The 14,733-nt window shown below is 59.3% G+C and carries 15 protein-coding genes; 5 read left to right on the top strand and 10 right to left on the bottom strand.

What is annotated here, in order from left to right:
• Positions 1-34: 34 nt before the first annotated feature.
• The 3 genes from BPSY_RS00925 to ptsP form a co-directional block, all read right to left on the bottom strand.
• A complete protein-coding gene (locus BPSY_RS00925; protein WP_033495970.1) occupies positions 35-307 on the bottom strand; it encodes a PTS sugar transporter subunit IIB in 273 nt (90 codons plus the stop codon).
• Between the two features lie 46 nt (positions 308-353).
• Positions 354-803, bottom strand: coding sequence for a PTS sugar transporter subunit IIA (locus BPSY_RS00920; protein WP_033495972.1), 450 nt, complete (start codon positions 801-803; stop codon positions 354-356).
• A 71-nt stretch (positions 804-874) separates the two neighbouring features.
• On the bottom strand, positions 875-2,524 hold the full coding sequence (gene ptsP, locus BPSY_RS00915; RefSeq protein ID WP_033496144.1) for a phosphoenolpyruvate--protein phosphotransferase: 1,650 nt from the start codon (positions 2,522-2,524) through the stop codon (positions 875-877).
• A 240-nt stretch (positions 2,525-2,764) separates the two neighbouring features.
• Here ptsP and BPSY_RS00910 point away from each other — a divergent pair, with 240 nt between their 5' ends.
• A complete protein-coding gene (locus BPSY_RS00910; protein WP_033495974.1) occupies positions 2,765-3,034 on the top strand; it encodes an HPr family phosphocarrier protein in 270 nt (89 codons plus the stop codon).
• Between the two features lie 70 nt (positions 3,035-3,104).
• The gene (locus BPSY_RS00905; protein WP_033495975.1) at positions 3,105-4,139 is read left to right on the top strand and encodes a LacI family DNA-binding transcriptional regulator; all 1,035 of its coding nucleotides are present in this window, start codon (positions 3,105-3,107) and stop codon (positions 4,137-4,139) included.
• A gap of 116 nt (positions 4,140-4,255) precedes the next feature.
• Here BPSY_RS00905 and BPSY_RS00900 read toward each other — a convergent pair whose 3' ends face one another.
• The 6 genes from BPSY_RS00900 to BPSY_RS00875 all read right to left on the bottom strand — a co-directional run bounded on the left by BPSY_RS00900 (position 4,256) and on the right by BPSY_RS00875 (position 10,061).
• Positions 4,256-4,948, bottom strand: coding sequence for an L-ribulose-5-phosphate 4-epimerase (locus tag BPSY_RS00900; RefSeq protein WP_033495976.1), 693 nt, complete (start codon positions 4,946-4,948; stop codon positions 4,256-4,258).
• A 51-nt stretch (positions 4,949-4,999) separates the two neighbouring features.
• Positions 5,000-6,367 carry an MFS transporter gene (locus BPSY_RS00895; RefSeq protein WP_202961752.1) on the bottom strand — a complete coding sequence of 456 codons (1,368 nt, stop codon included), beginning with the start codon at positions 6,365-6,367 and terminating at the stop codon, positions 5,000-5,002.
• A gap of 49 nt (positions 6,368-6,416) precedes the next feature.
• Entirely contained in the window at positions 6,417-7,376 is a 960-nt protein-coding gene (locus BPSY_RS00890; RefSeq protein WP_202961751.1) for a sugar kinase, read from the bottom strand.
• Between the two features lie 149 nt (positions 7,377-7,525).
• Positions 7,526-8,398: an L-ribulose-5-phosphate 3-epimerase gene (locus tag BPSY_RS00885; RefSeq protein WP_033495977.1), complete on the bottom strand. Its 873-nt coding sequence runs from the start codon at positions 8,396-8,398 to the stop codon at positions 7,526-7,528.
• Positions 8,395-9,066 (bottom strand): 3-dehydro-L-gulonate-6-phosphate decarboxylase, encoded by a 672-nt coding sequence (locus tag BPSY_RS00880; RefSeq protein WP_202961749.1) that lies wholly within the window; start codon positions 9,064-9,066, stop codon positions 8,395-8,397. The genes BPSY_RS00885 and BPSY_RS00880 overlap by 4 nt, the downstream gene beginning before the upstream one ends.
• Before the next feature lie 5 nt (positions 9,067-9,071).
• On the bottom strand, positions 9,072-10,061 hold the full coding sequence (locus tag BPSY_RS00875) for a phosphotriesterase family protein (RefSeq protein ID WP_033495979.1): 990 nt from the start codon (positions 10,059-10,061) through the stop codon (positions 9,072-9,074).
• A 222-nt stretch (positions 10,062-10,283) separates the two neighbouring features.
• Here BPSY_RS00875 and BPSY_RS00870 point away from each other — a divergent pair, with 222 nt between their 5' ends.
• A complete protein-coding gene (locus BPSY_RS00870) occupies positions 10,284-11,255 on the top strand; it encodes a sugar-binding transcriptional regulator (RefSeq protein ID WP_033495981.1) in 972 nt (323 codons plus the stop codon).
• Positions 11,256-11,331: 76 nt separating this feature from the next.
• A complete protein-coding gene (locus BPSY_RS00865; protein WP_033495983.1) occupies positions 11,332-11,838 on the top strand; it encodes a 2-thiouracil desulfurase family protein in 507 nt (168 codons plus the stop codon).
• A 26-nt stretch (positions 11,839-11,864) separates the two neighbouring features.
• Here BPSY_RS00865 and BPSY_RS00860 read toward each other — a convergent pair whose 3' ends face one another.
• On the bottom strand, positions 11,865-12,965 hold the full coding sequence (locus tag BPSY_RS00860; RefSeq protein WP_051921350.1) for a LacI family DNA-binding transcriptional regulator: 1,101 nt from the start codon (positions 12,963-12,965) through the stop codon (positions 11,865-11,867).
• A 402-nt stretch (positions 12,966-13,367) separates the two neighbouring features.
• Between BPSY_RS00860 and BPSY_RS00855 the strand changes: the two genes are divergently transcribed.
• Positions 13,368-14,696, top strand: coding sequence for an MFS transporter (locus BPSY_RS00855; protein WP_033495984.1), 1,329 nt, complete (start codon positions 13,368-13,370; stop codon positions 14,694-14,696).
• The last annotated feature ends 37 nt before the right edge of the window (positions 14,697-14,733 follow it).

Genomic DNA, 14,733 nt, shown 5'->3' with positions numbered 1-14,733 from the left:
TTGGTGAGCTGCACGGTCAATGGGCAGCTACTCCTTAGTCGACGTACTTCTCCAGTATGTCTTTTACTTCCTGCTGGTCCATGAAGTTCTCGATCGTCTCGACCGGCACATCGACGCCTTCGAGTTCGGCGGCAAGCTGTGGCGATGTCAGCACGAGATCGCTCTGGTTTGCGGTGCCCTTGGCGCTTCCCGCGTCGGATGTGGTGACGTTGACGTCAAGATCCATATCCGCCGCCACTTGTTCGACGTTGATCTTGAGCAGCACTGAGGTGCCGATGCCGTTGCCGCATACACATAGGATGTTCATGATTACTCTTTTCGTTGTTAGGTTGTTGTCAGCCGGGACAGCTGTCTCAGCCGTTGAGAATGGTTCTGATCGCTTCCGGCGTCTGCGCGTCGTTGAGCGAATCCTTTGCCGCTGGGTTGGAGAGGGCTTTGGCGATTGCGGACATCACCTGAAGATGCTCGTTCTCGTCCCTGCCGGCCAGACCGATGACCAGGGACACGGGATCATTGGCCTTGTTCCCGAAAGGAACCGGTGTGCTCAGCCGGACCCAGCTCAGACCGGTGTGGAGCACCGCCGCAGAAGGACGTGAGTGCGCCAAGGCGAGACCTGGGGCGATAACGATATAAGGTCCCATCTTCTCCACTGTGGCGATCATCTCATCCGTGTACGCGGCTGTGGTGAATCCGGAATTCTGGAGCCCTTCGCCGGCCAGGCGAATGGCCTGCCTCCAGTCCTCGGCGGACTGATCGAGCAGGAATGACGAGTCAGGAAGAAATTCTTGCAGCGTCGCGGTCATTGGTACCTCCCATGGTGTGGACAGAGTGTTGATGTGTGCTGATCTGATGGATGATGATTGATCACGCGTGATCAGCCGCGTGTAAGCGGATAGAACTCGCCTGCGAGCGCCCGTTCGGCCAGCTCGCGGGCCTCGTCGCTGGTATGCGCAGCAAGGTTCGCCCTGACGTCATCCAGCGCCAACGGCGTCATCGACAGTGAGGTCACACCCAAACCGACGAGTGCGAGCGCCAGATCGGGATCCGCGGCCGCCTCACCGCACACGCCGACCGGCATGTGGTGTTTCTTGCCGGCATCGGCGATGAGTTTGATCGCGCGGAGCACGGCGGGGTGCCATGCCGTCTGGTATGCGCCGACCGAAGCGAGGGTTCTGTCCGCCGCGAGGGTGTATTGGGTCAGATCGTTGGTGCCGATGCTGACGAAGTCGCTTACCTGCGCAACCTCATTCGCCATCAGTGCGATGGAAGGCACCTCGGCCATTGCCCCAACGCGTTTGATTCCCTTTTCCTTGCCCAGCTTCACGAAGTAATCGGCTTCGTGTTCGTCGGCCACCATCGGAGCCATGACCCACAGGTCGGCCTCGGTCTGTGCCTGGGCCTGCGCCAAGGCCTCCAATTGATCGTCGAGGATTTGTGGGTGGGTGCGCAGTGTGCGCAGTCCACGTAATCCGAGTGCCGGGTTCGGCTCATTCTCGGGGGTGAGGAACTCGAGTGGCTTATCCGCCCCCGCATCAAGCATCCGGATCACCACCTTCTTGCCGGGGAAACGGCTGAGCAGCTGCACATAGGCTTTGGTCTGCTCCTCGACCGATGGTGAGACGGAGGAGGACATGAACATGAATTCCGTGCGGAACAGTCCCACGCCCTCGGCGCCGTATTCCAACGCGGCGTCGGCATCCTGCGGTTTGGCCACATTCGCGAGCAGCGCTATGGGCATGCCGTCCTTCGTGGCTCCGGGCTTGCCGCGGAGCTGACGTGCGTGCTCCGCGTGCTTGGTGATGCGTTCCGCATCGCGCAGGTCATCCTCCGAGGGATCGACGATGATCGTGCCCTTGGCGGCGTTGACGATCACATGCGCGCCGTTCTCCAAGGTGCCGGCCTGCTGGGCCCCGACGATCGCCACGATTCCCCGCGACCGGGCCAGTATGGCGGTGTGGCTGGTCGGACTTCCCTGGACCGTGATGATGCCGAGGGTCTTTGACATGTCGAGCGCCGCGGTGTCGGCGGGGGAGAGGTCATCGGCGAGCAAGACGAATGGCTTGTCGCTTTGCGGTATCCCGGGCAAAGGGGCGCCGGTGAGCAAAGCGATGGCGCGCTGCCCCACGTCGTGCAGATCGCTGGCCCTTTCGGCCATATAGCCGCCGAGGGCCCGCAGTTTGTCCTCGAATTCGTTGAAACCTTCGAATACCGCCCGCTCGGGGGTCTTGCCCTGCTTGAGGGATGCGGTGATGGCCTGGCTCAACGCCGGATCAACGGCCATCTGCGCCAGTGCGATGAGAATGGGTGCGGCCGCACTCGTCTCCTTGTTCTTCGATGCCTGAGCGGCACGCTCCTGGAGGTCGGCGCTGACTGTGCCCAGAATCTCCTGCACCCTGCCCGCTGCCTGGTCATCCGTGATATTCGAAGACCGTTGAGCATCCGATGGCTCCTCCAACGCCGGTGCCATGCGAAGGACATCTCCGACGGCCACTCCGCGTCCTATACCTGTACCGATGATGTTCATGCGCATCCCTTCTTCGTGCGAGCGAATGTATCCCGACAGCTGCTGCGCTGCGGCCAGCGTGCCCCCAACCCGTATACGTGGCTGCTGATGGTTTACTACGTCCCAAAGGTAACTTCAATGTATCTTTGAAGCGCTGTAATTACTATGGTAAACGATTTCTGAAAAACGTCAATCCGGGGTATTGTGTATGGCGTGTGCACCGATGGTGCACACCTTGATCCCTTATACGAAGGAGTATTGATGGCAACTGCAACACGAACGGTGCATATTGAAGATCCTGTGGGCATCCATGCCCGTCCGGCCTCCGCATTCACGCAGGCCGTGGCCGCGAGCGGATGCTCGGTGACGATCTCGAAACAGCCCGGGACTCCCGGGGTAGACGCGGCAAGCGTGCTGATGGTGATGAGCCTCGGTGTGCAGCAACACGACACCATTGAAATCGTTGTGGAGGGCGATGACGCCGAGGCGGTCGCCGATGGTTTGGTGAAGACCCTGCTGGCCTCGGAATAGGTATTAAGCTGTATATGCCGTCATCCAGTGATGCGGTTGATACATCGGTAGGGTGAATTCGGGGTATTCCATGTCGCACAGAGCGCTGACCAGTGAGGCGTCGATCTCGAATGTTGCCGCCTTGGCCGGGGTGTCGACCGCAACGGTCTCCCGGGTGCTCTCCGGTCGTCGCAAGAAGGACGACGAGCTGAGCAAACGGGTCAGGCAGGCCGCGGAGAAACTCAACTATTCCGTTAACTACGCGGCCAGCGCCCTACGCAGCGACATCACGAACATCATCGCCGTAATCGTCCCGGAGCTCGGCGGCTCGATGTATTCCAGATTCGCCGAGGAGGCGGAGTCGGTCATCAGTGCACAGGGCAAGCAACTGATGCTGGGCATCGGGGGAGATGCCCATGAGCAGGAACAGCGGATCAGAGCCGTGGTTTCACGCCACGTCGATGGCATCATGGTGGTGCCTGTGGAGACGGAAGCCGTTGTGGAGCTTCTGGAAGGTGTCGCCGATCATACGCCTGTGGTGCAGGTCTTCTCGCAAGCGTATTCCAACCGTCTCGATTGGGTGGGTACCAGCAACACGCTGGTCATGCAGCTCATCGCCGAGCATCTGAGTGCCTCCGGAGCCCGTTCCGTCGCCTACCTGGGCAGTTCCACCTCGGATGTGGATGGCATGGGTCTGTTTACCGCCTTCCATATGCAGATGACGGTTTCAGGCTTGACGACGCAGACGGATTGGATCCGCTTCGGATCCAGCGGCATGGACTATGGCTTCACGGTCGCCCAGGAGATTCTATCCGAGGGCGGTCAGCGACCGGACTCCATCATCTGTGCGGACGGCATGACGGCGCTCGGAGTCGTGCAGGCATGCAGGTCCTGCGATCTTGAGGTACCGGGAGATATCAAGCTGGTTGTTCTGCAGGATTCGGCGCTGTGCGAGGACAGCAATTTCAGCAAGCCTTCGCTCACGGCCGTCAGACTCCCCTGGATGCGCATAGCGGGCAAAGCGATGGAGTTGATTTCCGTCGAGCATGAGAGCAAATCCTGGTTGCCTTCATATGTGGAGATGGAGCCCAGTCTCGTCATCCGCGAATCCTCCGCCGCATCCTAAGATCTGGCGTATGCTGCGTCCGGGCGTGAGCCGGGGTCGGAAACGACCCGGAACCGGACAGCCGAGCCCGCAACGATCGGGATCATCCCCGATGCATTGCGGGCTCGGACCGATGTCTAGTGCTGTCCATAGACGTTCCGGTAGCGGTCATTCAGCCTGCCGATATCCTCCGGACTGATTTCGATGACGTCGCCGAGCTGCTCGGCGGCCCATACGGTGTGTGCGACCTCCTCCGTCATGGCCGCCGCCTTGACGGCGTCTTCGGCATCGCTGCCGATGGTGAAGGGCCCATGGTTCCGCATAAGAACCGCAGGCGACTGCGGATACTGCTGCAGGGTCTGCACCACGCCTTCCCCGATGGCTTCCGAACCGATCAGACGGAAGGGGCCCACCGGTATCTGCCCTCCGAACTCATCCCCCATCATGGTGAGGGCGCAGGGGATGTTTCTTCCCGTCGCCGCCCATGCGGTGGCGTATGTGGAATGTGTATGCACGATGCCGTGCACTTCTGGCATATGCCGGTAGATGTAGGCATGTGAGGCGGTGTCCGAGGACGGTGATTCGGCACCGTCGATCGGATTGCCTTGCAGATCGGTCACGACCATGGACTCCGGGGTGAGATATTCATAGCGCACGCCGGAAGGCTTGATCACCATCAAATCCGCAGATCGCAGACGCTGCGAGACGTTGCCTGCCGTCCAGACCACCAGATTCCATCGGAGCAGCTGCGCATGAAGTTTCGCCACAGTCTCACGAAGCTGCTTGACTTCGGTCTGCACTTCGACGGGATAATCACTCAATGAAGACATGGCTTCATCCTTTCCATAACGGAGATGGCCGTATATGCTGCGACGGGCGTCTCACAGGCTTTCAAGTTTCTTGCCTTTGGTCTCCTGCGCGAACAGGTAGGTCACGGCGCCTATCACCAGGCAGATGCCGAAGAAGGTGAAGGCCGTGGTGATCACCGAGATGTCGATGTGCTGCGCGACGAAGCTTCCGCCGACGAGAACGCCCATGAACGCGGGGCCGATGATCTTCGCTATGGCTCCCAGCCCGTATCCGAGCCCAAGGCCGGTGGAGCGTACATCATTGGGGAACTGCTCTCCTCCGAAGGCATTCAGAATGCCGAACACCCCATCCGCGAAGGTCATGATGATGAGGATCGCGATGTAGAACTGCCATCCGGAGTCGTGGAAGAACGCGGCGTAGAAGCAACCGAGCGCCCCGATGATGCCGAAGATGAACATTGTCCAACGCCTGCCGATCACATCGGCAAGCCATGCCGAGCCGAATCTTCCGATGCAGTCGGCGACGGCGACGCCCATGAAGAGATACGCGACCATCTGTGTGGAGTACCCGAAAGCATCCTTCATCAAGGTCTGCCCCCAGGATTGGATGGCGAAGCTGCCGAGGATGAAGCAGAAGGAGCCGAGGGAGATGATGACCAAAGGCCGGAGATGATGGGAGAACAGCTCTCCGTAATCAGCTTTCTTCGTCGTGGTGACCTCAGGCAGCACGCCGACCTGCTCCTTGGGTATCTCCAAGGCCCAGGCCAAGGCTTTGCGGGCTTCGTCATCCTTCCCTTTGGTCTGGTAGAAACGCGGTGATTCGGGTACCCGGTTCAACCAGATGAGCAGGAACACCGGCAGCACCCCAAGAGCGATGAGGACCCTCCAGTTGTCACCGACGATGCTCTGTGAGACCGAACCGAGCAGCAGGCCGAGAGGAATGAATACCGAGGCCAGGCCTGCAAGCATGCCACGTTGCTTCGTTGGCACGAATTCCTGTACGTACGGAATCGAGGTGATGTTCAGACCACCCACCCCGATACCGACCCCGACTCTGAGCAGGGCCAGGAGTATCCAGGCCCTGTTGGGCAGAAAGATGGAGAGCGCGGTAAACACGACGAAGCAGATCACGCACCATTGGAAGGCGTGTTTTCTACCGAAACGGTCCGAAAGGCCTCCCCACATGATCGAACCGACGACCGTTCCAAGGCCGGAGCAGGCCAGGATCACGCCTGCCTCCAGTCCGGTCAGCTTCCATGCGTCGGTAAGCAGCGACACCACGAAACCGATCAGGAACATGTCGAAGAACTCGGAAATGTTTCCTACGATGGTCAGACCGATCAGGCTTTTCTGGTGCCTTGTCAGGGGATTCTCATCAATCTGCTCGTATGCCGTTTTATTATGACCGCTTACGGCTGCGGTATGAACATCATTCATCATTGAACTCTTTCACTTCGGATTGACTCTGCTTGAATAGGGGAGCATGCGCTCAGCGGTTGATGTCGGCGCCGAGCGGAATATGCAGTTCGTCCGGACGTATGCGGGTGAGATCGCCCATATGGGTGATGGCGAATTCGGACGCCTTCTGGCCCCAGGTCACGCCCTCGCTGATATCGCCGGACAGGAAGCCGTGGATCGTCGCAGAGACGAAGGCGTCTCCGGCACCTGGACGATCGACAACCGGCACGGGTGTGGTCACATACGAATTGACCCCTTGCGGCCCGCACAGATATGGACCGTCAAGATGATTGGTGGAGATGACGTACTCGTTGCCGAAGCGTTCCCGAAGGCGCTCGCAGACCTCCTTCGCCGGACCCGTGATGCCGAATACCTTTGATGCGTCTGCAACGGAGCAGAACAACACCCGGGACATCCTGGCTATGGGTTCCAGCACCTTGCAGGCATGCTCGCCGTCCCATAGCTTGCTCCGGAAATTGACGTCGAGGATGATGTCGACGCCGCGTTTCGCGGCTTCATCCGCTGCGTAGCGCACGACCTGGGCCGTGGTGTCCGTAAGTGCGGCGGTGATGCCGGTCAGGAAAATCACCTTCGCATCGAGGATGCGGTCCCAGTCGTATTCCTCGATGCCTGTGGCCCGGAAGGGAGTCCATTCGCGGTCATAGATCACATTGGCCGGCATCGGGGCTTCGCCGGGTTCCATGAAGTACAGGGCCATTCGGCCACCCGGTTTACGTACCATGCCATCCATGTGTACACCGACTGAACGGTATTCGCTTAATACGTATTCTCCCAGGTCGCCCTCCGGTAGGGAGGACGACCATTGGGTATTGCGTCCCAACTGTGAGAGCAATCCGGCAACATTCGCCTCGGAACAGGCGGGATTCATGCGGACGGAGCGGGCGCTCATCAAGCGTTCGCCGCGGTTGACGGTGAGGCGGATCTGGCCTTCACCGATGGTAGAGAGATCGAAGCTTGGGTCGGTCATCATTACACTTCCTTGTGTCGATTTCGATAGTTGTTTCCTGTGTGTTCAATGTCGCGGATATGCGGGATCTGGATGGTGGCCCCAGGGATCCGCAATGGCATCGTTGCGGATCCCGCGAGGGCACTGCAGACGGTTCCCGTACCCGTCGTGTCTTAGCTGCGGCGCTCCGGTCCGTCGGATACCGCGATTCCGGCCTCGTCGAGCCAGCCGGTGAGTCTTCGGCGTGCGTCGACGCAGATGCGGTTTGAATCAGGGGAATCGTCGTTCCACATCTCCAGCATCATGCGGCCTGACCAGCGTTGCCGCGCGAGTTCGCCGAATGCCGCAGGGAAGTCCGCGCTGCCGCTGCCGAGAGGAATCCTGCGCGGTTCGCCGGGCAGGACATCCTTGACGTGAATGGCCAGCATGCGACCCTGACCCGCGTGCAATTCGGCGGTGGTGTCGAGTTGCTGTTCGGCGAGATTGCCGATGTCGGGATACATGGTGAGCCATGCGGAATGGACTTCATCACATATCTCCAATCCCTTGGTGATGGAGGTGACGTCATTACCGTCCACGTTCTCGATCCCAAGCATGATTCCCGCCTGGGCGGCGTACTGCGCGGCCTGCGCGAGACTGTCGACATAGCGCTCGCGCTGACCCGGATCGGGATCTTCGTAATAGGCATAGTATCCCGCCACCTGTATGACCGGTATCGCCGTGTCATAGCAGAAATCGATCGCCTGCCGGAATATCTCGGCCGCACGCCTGCGTGTTCCTGCCGAGGCGGAACCCGGACCGATCCTACGGTGGCAACTCAGACACATCCCTCCGATCTGGGCGCCTTCCTGATGCGCCGCCGAGGCAAAGGCAGCCCGTTGTCTGGCAGTCCATTCGAGTCTGGACAGCCGTTCGGGGCTTTCGTCGATGGATAGATCCATGAACGCGAAACCCGCATCAACGACCTGCCTGAACATCCGATTCCAATCCTCAACGTGGAGCAGGGCCTTCTCATAGATGCCCAGGGTCACCGAAGAGGGGGTCATTGCGGCCACACTTCCCCTATGACGTGTCGGAGCTCACCTGCGGCCCGCAAAGGATCGTCTGCTTTGACGATTCCCCGTCCGGAGATGATGACACCCACCGGTACGCCTGCGAAGAAGGGGATGTCCTTCACCGTGACGCCTCCGGTGATCGTCACCTTGAAGCCCATCTCGTGCAGTTCGCGGATCCGGCGGATATCGTCGTCTCCCCAGGTCAGCTTCCCCGCCGCCTCGGCATCGCGTGAGCGGTGCACGATCACCTGTGTCGCGCCGATCTCAAACCACTTGCGGGCCAGGTCGGCGTTGTATTTCTCACCGAGTTCGATCTGCACCTCACCTGAGAACTCCGCAGCGACCTTCACCACCTGCTCGATGGTGGTGAGGCTGGCTCCGGCGACCACGGAGACCCAGTTGGCTCCCGCTTCAAAGCAGGCACGCGAAATCACGGCTCCGGCCTCGGCGATGCGGACATCGGCAAGTATCGTCTTATCGGGATACAGGGCTCGGATCTCACGGACCGCTTTGAGCCCTTCGGCGATGATGAGCACGGTGCCGCATTCGATGACGTCGATGTTGCTGATCGCGGCGTTCAGAGGGCGAAGCGCACTCGGCATGTCGAAGGTATCAAGGGCGATCTGCAGCTGTGGACGTTCCAACGTTGTGTCGGCCACGAGGATCAGCGCTCCTTTCTGAATGCGAAGAAGGTCTGGGCGTTCTTCATCAGGAGCTTGTCCACATAGTCGGGATCGAAACCTTCGTCGATCATGCGGGGCCCATCGACCGCAGGGTTGTAGTCGACGCCGGAAACCGATCCGTAGGCCTTCTGATAGGAGCGTTTACCGGAATCGGTGCCCAGCAGGATCCTGTCTTCGAAGCCGTCCTTTTTGAAAGCTGCGAGTTCAAGGATGCGGTTCGAGTCCGGCTGGTACTTGATGCGGTTCGTGCCGTCTATCTCGAGATAGACACCGAGGTCCAGAATCCGCTCCAGGTAGTAGATATCGGCATTGCGTTGGATGTGGCCGATGGCGATGCGGTCGGCGGGAACGCCCATCGAGATCAGGGTCTTGGCCTGCTCCAGCCCGCAAGTGCCGAAGGTGGTGTGCGTATTGATCGGGCATCCGGTTTGCAGCGAGGCTTTTGCGGCCGCTTCCATGCATTTGTGCTCGAATGGCGTTATCGAGCCATAGGCGGTGCCGATTTTGATGATCCCGGCCTTATAGGGGCTTCTTTCCACAATGGGGCCGCTGTAATCGTTCTTGTCGATTCCTTCCTCGATATCCGCCGTGACCAGCTCGGCGATGGTGTCGCTGCTGTACCGGTTGATCCAATGGGATTGTGTTTCCAGGTAGACGTGTTCGCGGTGGAATCCGGTTGCGGCGATGATCTTCAGATTGTCGACGCCTTTGCCGACTTCGGCGAGCTTATACGGGTCGCGGCCGCAATTGATGGGGCACATATCCACCACGGTGCCGCCGTCCTGACTCCAGCGAAGCGAGGCTTTGGTGAAATATCCGGCCTCTTCCTTCGCCTTGTCGACCGAATCGAGCTGGTGGTCCTTGTCCAGATAGACCTCGCCTGCTCCGACTCGGATCAGATGGTCGTGGCTGTTGACGACGCCGAGGGTCTTGGGATCAACATCGCCGAAAATGGTGCGTGCGAATGACATCGGAACTCCTTTGTTGCTTGCTTCCCCACAGCCGGTATGCGTTGTGGGCTATGTCACTGTCGAAAGTAGGGTCGGCGTGGTCTTGCTGCAATGAGACCGGTGAACAATTGTTCGCGATATATGTGAATATGTCGGAGGCTTCGTCAAGTTTGGCTTGAATATTGGGGTGTCTGAAGAAAAAAACTGAAAGCGCTTCTCGAAAATCTGGAATAAGATGAGCATATGTTTATCAAAGATGATCAACTGATTTCATCCTCTTCCAGGGAACACGTCGATCTGCTGCTCCGTATCGCACGACGGTACTATCTCGATTCGAAGACGCAGACCGAAATCGCCAAGGAGTTCGGGTATTCCCGGGCGAGCATCGCGCGCCTGCTCAAGGAATCCCGGGAGCGGAATATGGTCCATATCACCGTCGACCATCCCTTGGAACGTCTTGAGGAGTTGGAGCAGGGCCTTGTCGAACGCTATGGATTGCATTACGCGCGTGTCGGGGAACCAGCCATCGGGGAGGATCCGATTGCGGTGGTTTCGCAGTGCGCGGCTTCATTATTCGTCGAACACATGCGCCCTGATTCCTTGGTCACCGTTTCCAATGGCAATGCCGTGGCTGCGACGGTGCGCGAAGTGGCGCCGCAGAACTGGGAGAAAACCAACGTCGCGCAGATGATCGGATCCTTGTCTCCCACGAATCCGATGACCGATTCCCCTGAAATATGCATGATGTTGGCGCAGCGTCTGGGCGGCTCATTCACGAAACTGCCTGTTCCGATGATCCTGTCTTCGTCGGGGGTCGCCCAGGCCATGAGGAGGGAGGGGCAGATCGCGGCCACGCTTGCACTTGGCGGAGGGGCGGATATCGCATTGGTGGGTGTCGGGGCGGTGGCGAATATGCGCTCCGGTCACATCTTCGACGCATACGTCGATGCCGATGTGGTGAAGGAAGTGGTCGGCAAAGGAGCGGTGGGGCACATCTGCGGCCACCACATCGACAGCAATGGCAGGCATGTGCATACCAGTCTGTGCGATCGAACGATCTCCATCGATTTTGAAAGACTGCGTAGAATCCCCCTGGTCATAGGGGTGGCCTGGGGATCCACGAAGGTCCCCGCGATCCGTGCCTGTCTGCTTGGAGGGCTGATATCCGCCCTGGCGACCGACAAGGAAACCGCGGAGCGTCTGCTCGACGGCTGAGCCCGGGTCTTTCCGCCGTGCCAGAATACTGTCTGTCGAACGGTCCGATCCGACAAACGGGGGGAGAGGTTGCGGGATGATTCTGGTGAGTTCCTGTCTGGCTGGTTTCGCGGTACGCTACGACGGCGCGGATGCGCGCAATGAGATCGCGCAGTGGCTGGTCGAGCGTGGACAGGCTATATCCGCGTGCCCGGAGATCCTCGGAGGTTTCGGGATTCCCCGTCCGCCTGCGGAAATACGCGGATCGGATCAGAACGTCCAAGGGCGCAGGCGGGTGTTCGAATGCTCCGGAGGCGAAGTCAGCGACGCATACGAGCTCGGAGCTCGTCGCGCTCTGGATATCGTGAAACGCAACGGCATCACAGTGGCTTTTCTGAAGGATCGCAGCCCATCGTGTGGTGTGGATCTCATCTACGACGGAAGTTTCAGAGGCGTGAAAATCGCCGGAATGGGCATAGCCGCCAAGCTTTTCGCCGACAACGGGGTGAAGGTGTTCCCTGACACCCGGCTTGATGTGCGGACGGTGCTGCCGTATGTGGATGCGGAGCTACGAGGGGATCTCGAGCGTTCATTCCCGTACTGAGGTCCGATCCGGGCGGGGCCGCCGGATCAGGCCCGGGTCGTCGAGCGGAGCCTCAGCGATGGTTCCAGCAGGACCGAGCTGTGCACATGCGTTTGCGGATTTTGTATTTCATCCATCAGCAGGTCCATCGCTTTGCGTCCCATCTCCACCCCGGGTGCGTTGATCGTGGTCAGCGGGATCGGGGAGCCTTCCGGTATGAATGAGCCTTCCGTGCCCACTATGGAGATGTCTTCGGGGATGTGCAGTTTGTTCTCATGCGTGATGGCCGTCACGATGCCACCGGCGATCTGATCGGTCCCGGCGATAATGCCATCGGGAAGATCGTCGCGGTCCATGCCGCTGAGTTGCAGGCCGATCTGGTAACCGTCCTGGAACAGTATGCCGTTGGAGTCGATCACATCCAAGGAGATCGGAACATCCGCTGCTCGGACCGCGTTCTGCACACCCTGGAATCGATCCTGGATGGCCTGGTAGTCGAAGGAGTGGGAGGCGAAGGCCAGCTTCCTGCATCCGGTGCGAATCAATTCGTCGGCGGCAAGGCGGCCACTGGAGACATTGTTCTCCAAGGATGAGCACACCGGCGCAGTCGATGGCGGATCACTGTGGTCTATGAGCACGATCGGGATGCCCGCACGCCTTGCCGCCATGATGTCCTCGTGCGAATCATGCACGGTACTGACCAGGATCCCAGACACCCCGAGGCGGATGAATATCTCGACCAGCTCGCTCTGCCGTGCCCTGTCGGAGTATGCGTTCGCGCCGAGTACCTGCATATCCTGGTCCTCACAGGATTCCTGGATGCCTTCGAATACCGCGGTGAATAGGGTGTGTTCGATGTCTGTCATCACGTAACCGACCAGAGCCGGCGAGTCCTGAGCGTCATCACCGCCGTTGCCGCCGGAGGCGATGACCGGAAATCGGCGTCTCTTGGGAATGTAGCCGAGTTCGTCGATGGATGCTTTGATGCGGGTTTTGAGCGCGGCGGATACACGCTCGGGGTAGTTCAGATAATTGGATACCGTGCCGATGGATACGTCGGCCTTCTCGGCGATATCCGCGACGCCGACCTTATGCGAGGTGACGCCGTTGCCTGCGCTCGCGTCCCGACGTTCCGTTTTCTGTGACACTTCCCAGTCCTTCGTTCACTGTTCCTCACTCATTGCCGACCCGTCTGCTGCCGGACCTCTCCGAGCTTACTCGAAGTGCTGTTGCCCAGAACGAACAGAGGGGAGGAAGGGGTTTCGCGAGGGGATGAAGGGCAAGCGAAAACAAGCCATATTGAAATTTTCAAAAGAAATTGAAATTTTCAAAAATGATGCTATCGTCGTAACTACTGGTTGGTGATGACATCGAAAACGGGATTGCACAGGTCGGTTCGCGCACATGCGCAGCCGGTTCCGTCTCCCGTTCCGATGCCCACCGGTATATCCGATCCTTTCGGTGAGGTCACCGTTTGGAACACGATATTTCAATGAGGAAATGTTCTTGGGGGCGCAGACCTTCCAAGATCGGAAAGATGGGTGAGTGGCATGGCTACGCAAACTCCACAGGGCTCCAAAGGGCTGGGGCAGTATCTGCCTTTGGCCTTGGCGGCAGGTGTGGGCTCGATGTTGGGCTCGGGAATAATCGTCGGACTCTCTTCAACAATCACGGTATGGCAGGATGGGCTGGGCCTTGATAACGGTCAGGTCGGGGTGTTGTCCGGTGTGCTGACCTTCGCGATCGCATTCGGTTCATTGTTCGGCGGCCGCATCGCCGAGCGTGTTGGCCGCGTGCCCTTCTTCAACTGGATCAACCTCCTGTATGCGGCAGGCGCGCTGGCATGCGTCTTCACGAACAGCTTCGCGGTGCTGCTGGTCGGGCTGATCATCGCAGGCTTCGCCTCGGGTGCGGATCTTCCCGTGTCGATGACCGTGGTCTCACATGATGCTCCGAATGATGCGATGTCCGCGAGACTCGTATCCGCGACCCAGGTGTTCTGGCAGCTTGGTGTGTTCATCTCCTTCATCTGCGCATTCCTGGTGTCGACGATGAGCGGCGCGACGGGGGGACGCATCGTGTTCGCGATACTCGCCGCCTTCGCGGTGTTCACATGGCTGTGGAGAACGCTCTCACCGAAGCTGCGCGAACTGCACAAAGCCGCCGATGAGCGCGCCGCGATCCGTCATGATGCCTACGCCGGCAAGAAGGTATCTGTATTCCAGGTGCTGTTCGGCAAGGACAAGAAAATCCTGCTGACCTATTTCATCAGCATCCTGGTGTTCTATGTGGGGTGGAATCTCCTGGCGAACACCTGGGGACAGTTCCAGACCTTCATGTTCGTGAAGGCCGATGCCTCGCAGACGCTTGCGACCGGACTGGGCATCGTGCTGAACCTGGTCACGCTGATCATCAACATCGTATTCGCCTCCATCGCGGGCGGCAAATACCGCAACCGGGCTTTCTTCGTCGGCATCGGCATCACCTTCGTGGCGATGGTCTCGCTCGCCCTCGGCGGCACGAATCTGTGGATCATCGTCGGCGCGGTCGCGGTGATGAACCTCGGCAGCCCATTGGCCGGGGAGGCCATCTACAAGGTATGGACGCAGGAATCCTTCCCGATTGAGATCAGAGCCTCGATGCAGGGCTTCATCAACGGATTCTCGCGACTGGTCTGTGGCCTGTTCGCCTTGGTCACACCGGCCCTAGTGCTGCCCGCCACTATCAAAACGACGATGTGGGGTTTCGCGGTGATCGTCATCATCGAAGCCGTGGCCGGAACCATCATGATCAAATCGCAGAAGCGGTACGGAACGGATGAAGAGCGGATCGAGGCCAGCATGTCCGACAAGGCCTTCACCGCCCAAAGCGCTCAGTGACGTAGCGGCGGATTCCGTTGGAGAGCCCTTCGTGAAT

The organism is Bifidobacterium psychraerophilum, from assembly GCF_000741705.1.
Lineage (GTDB): Bacteria > Actinomycetota > Actinomycetes > Actinomycetales > Bifidobacteriaceae > Bombiscardovia > Bombiscardovia psychraerophila.
This window is presented reverse-complemented; position numbering and strand designations above follow the sequence as displayed.

Coding starts and splice junctions, on each gene's coding strand:
- BPSY_RS00925 (WP_033495970.1), bottom strand. CDS start 307: ATGAACATCCTATGTGTATGCGGCAACGGCATCGGCACCTCAGTGCTG.
- BPSY_RS00920 (WP_033495972.1), bottom strand. CDS start 803: ATGACCGCGACGCTGCAAGAATTTCTTCCTGACTCGTCATTCCTGCTC.
- ptsP (WP_033496144.1), bottom strand. CDS start 2,524: ATGAACATCATCGGTACAGGTATAGGACGCGGAGTGGCCGTCGGAGAT.
- BPSY_RS00910 (WP_033495974.1), top strand. CDS start 2,765: ATGGCAACTGCAACACGAACGGTGCATATTGAAGATCCTGTGGGCATC.
- BPSY_RS00905 (WP_033495975.1), top strand. CDS start 3,105: ATGTCGCACAGAGCGCTGACCAGTGAGGCGTCGATCTCGAATGTTGCC.
- BPSY_RS00900 (WP_033495976.1), bottom strand. CDS start 4,948: ATGTCTTCATTGAGTGATTATCCCGTCGAAGTGCAGACCGAAGTCAAG.
- BPSY_RS00895 (WP_202961752.1), bottom strand. CDS start 6,367: ATGATGAATGATGTTCATACCGCAGCCGTAAGCGGTCATAATAAAACG.
- BPSY_RS00890 (WP_202961751.1), bottom strand. CDS start 7,376: ATGATGACCGACCCAAGCTTCGATCTCTCTACCATCGGTGAAGGCCAG.
- BPSY_RS00885 (WP_033495977.1), bottom strand. CDS start 8,398: ATGACCCCCTCTTCGGTGACCCTGGGCATCTATGAGAAGGCCCTGCTC.
- BPSY_RS00875 (WP_033495979.1), bottom strand. CDS start 10,061: ATGTCATTCGCACGCACCATTTTCGGCGATGTTGATCCCAAGACCCTC.
- BPSY_RS00870 (WP_033495981.1), top strand. CDS start 10,284: ATGTTTATCAAAGATGATCAACTGATTTCATCCTCTTCCAGGGAACAC.
- BPSY_RS00865 (WP_033495983.1), top strand. CDS start 11,332: ATGATTCTGGTGAGTTCCTGTCTGGCTGGTTTCGCGGTACGCTACGAC.
- BPSY_RS00855 (WP_033495984.1), top strand. CDS start 13,368: ATGGCTACGCAAACTCCACAGGGCTCCAAAGGGCTGGGGCAGTATCTG.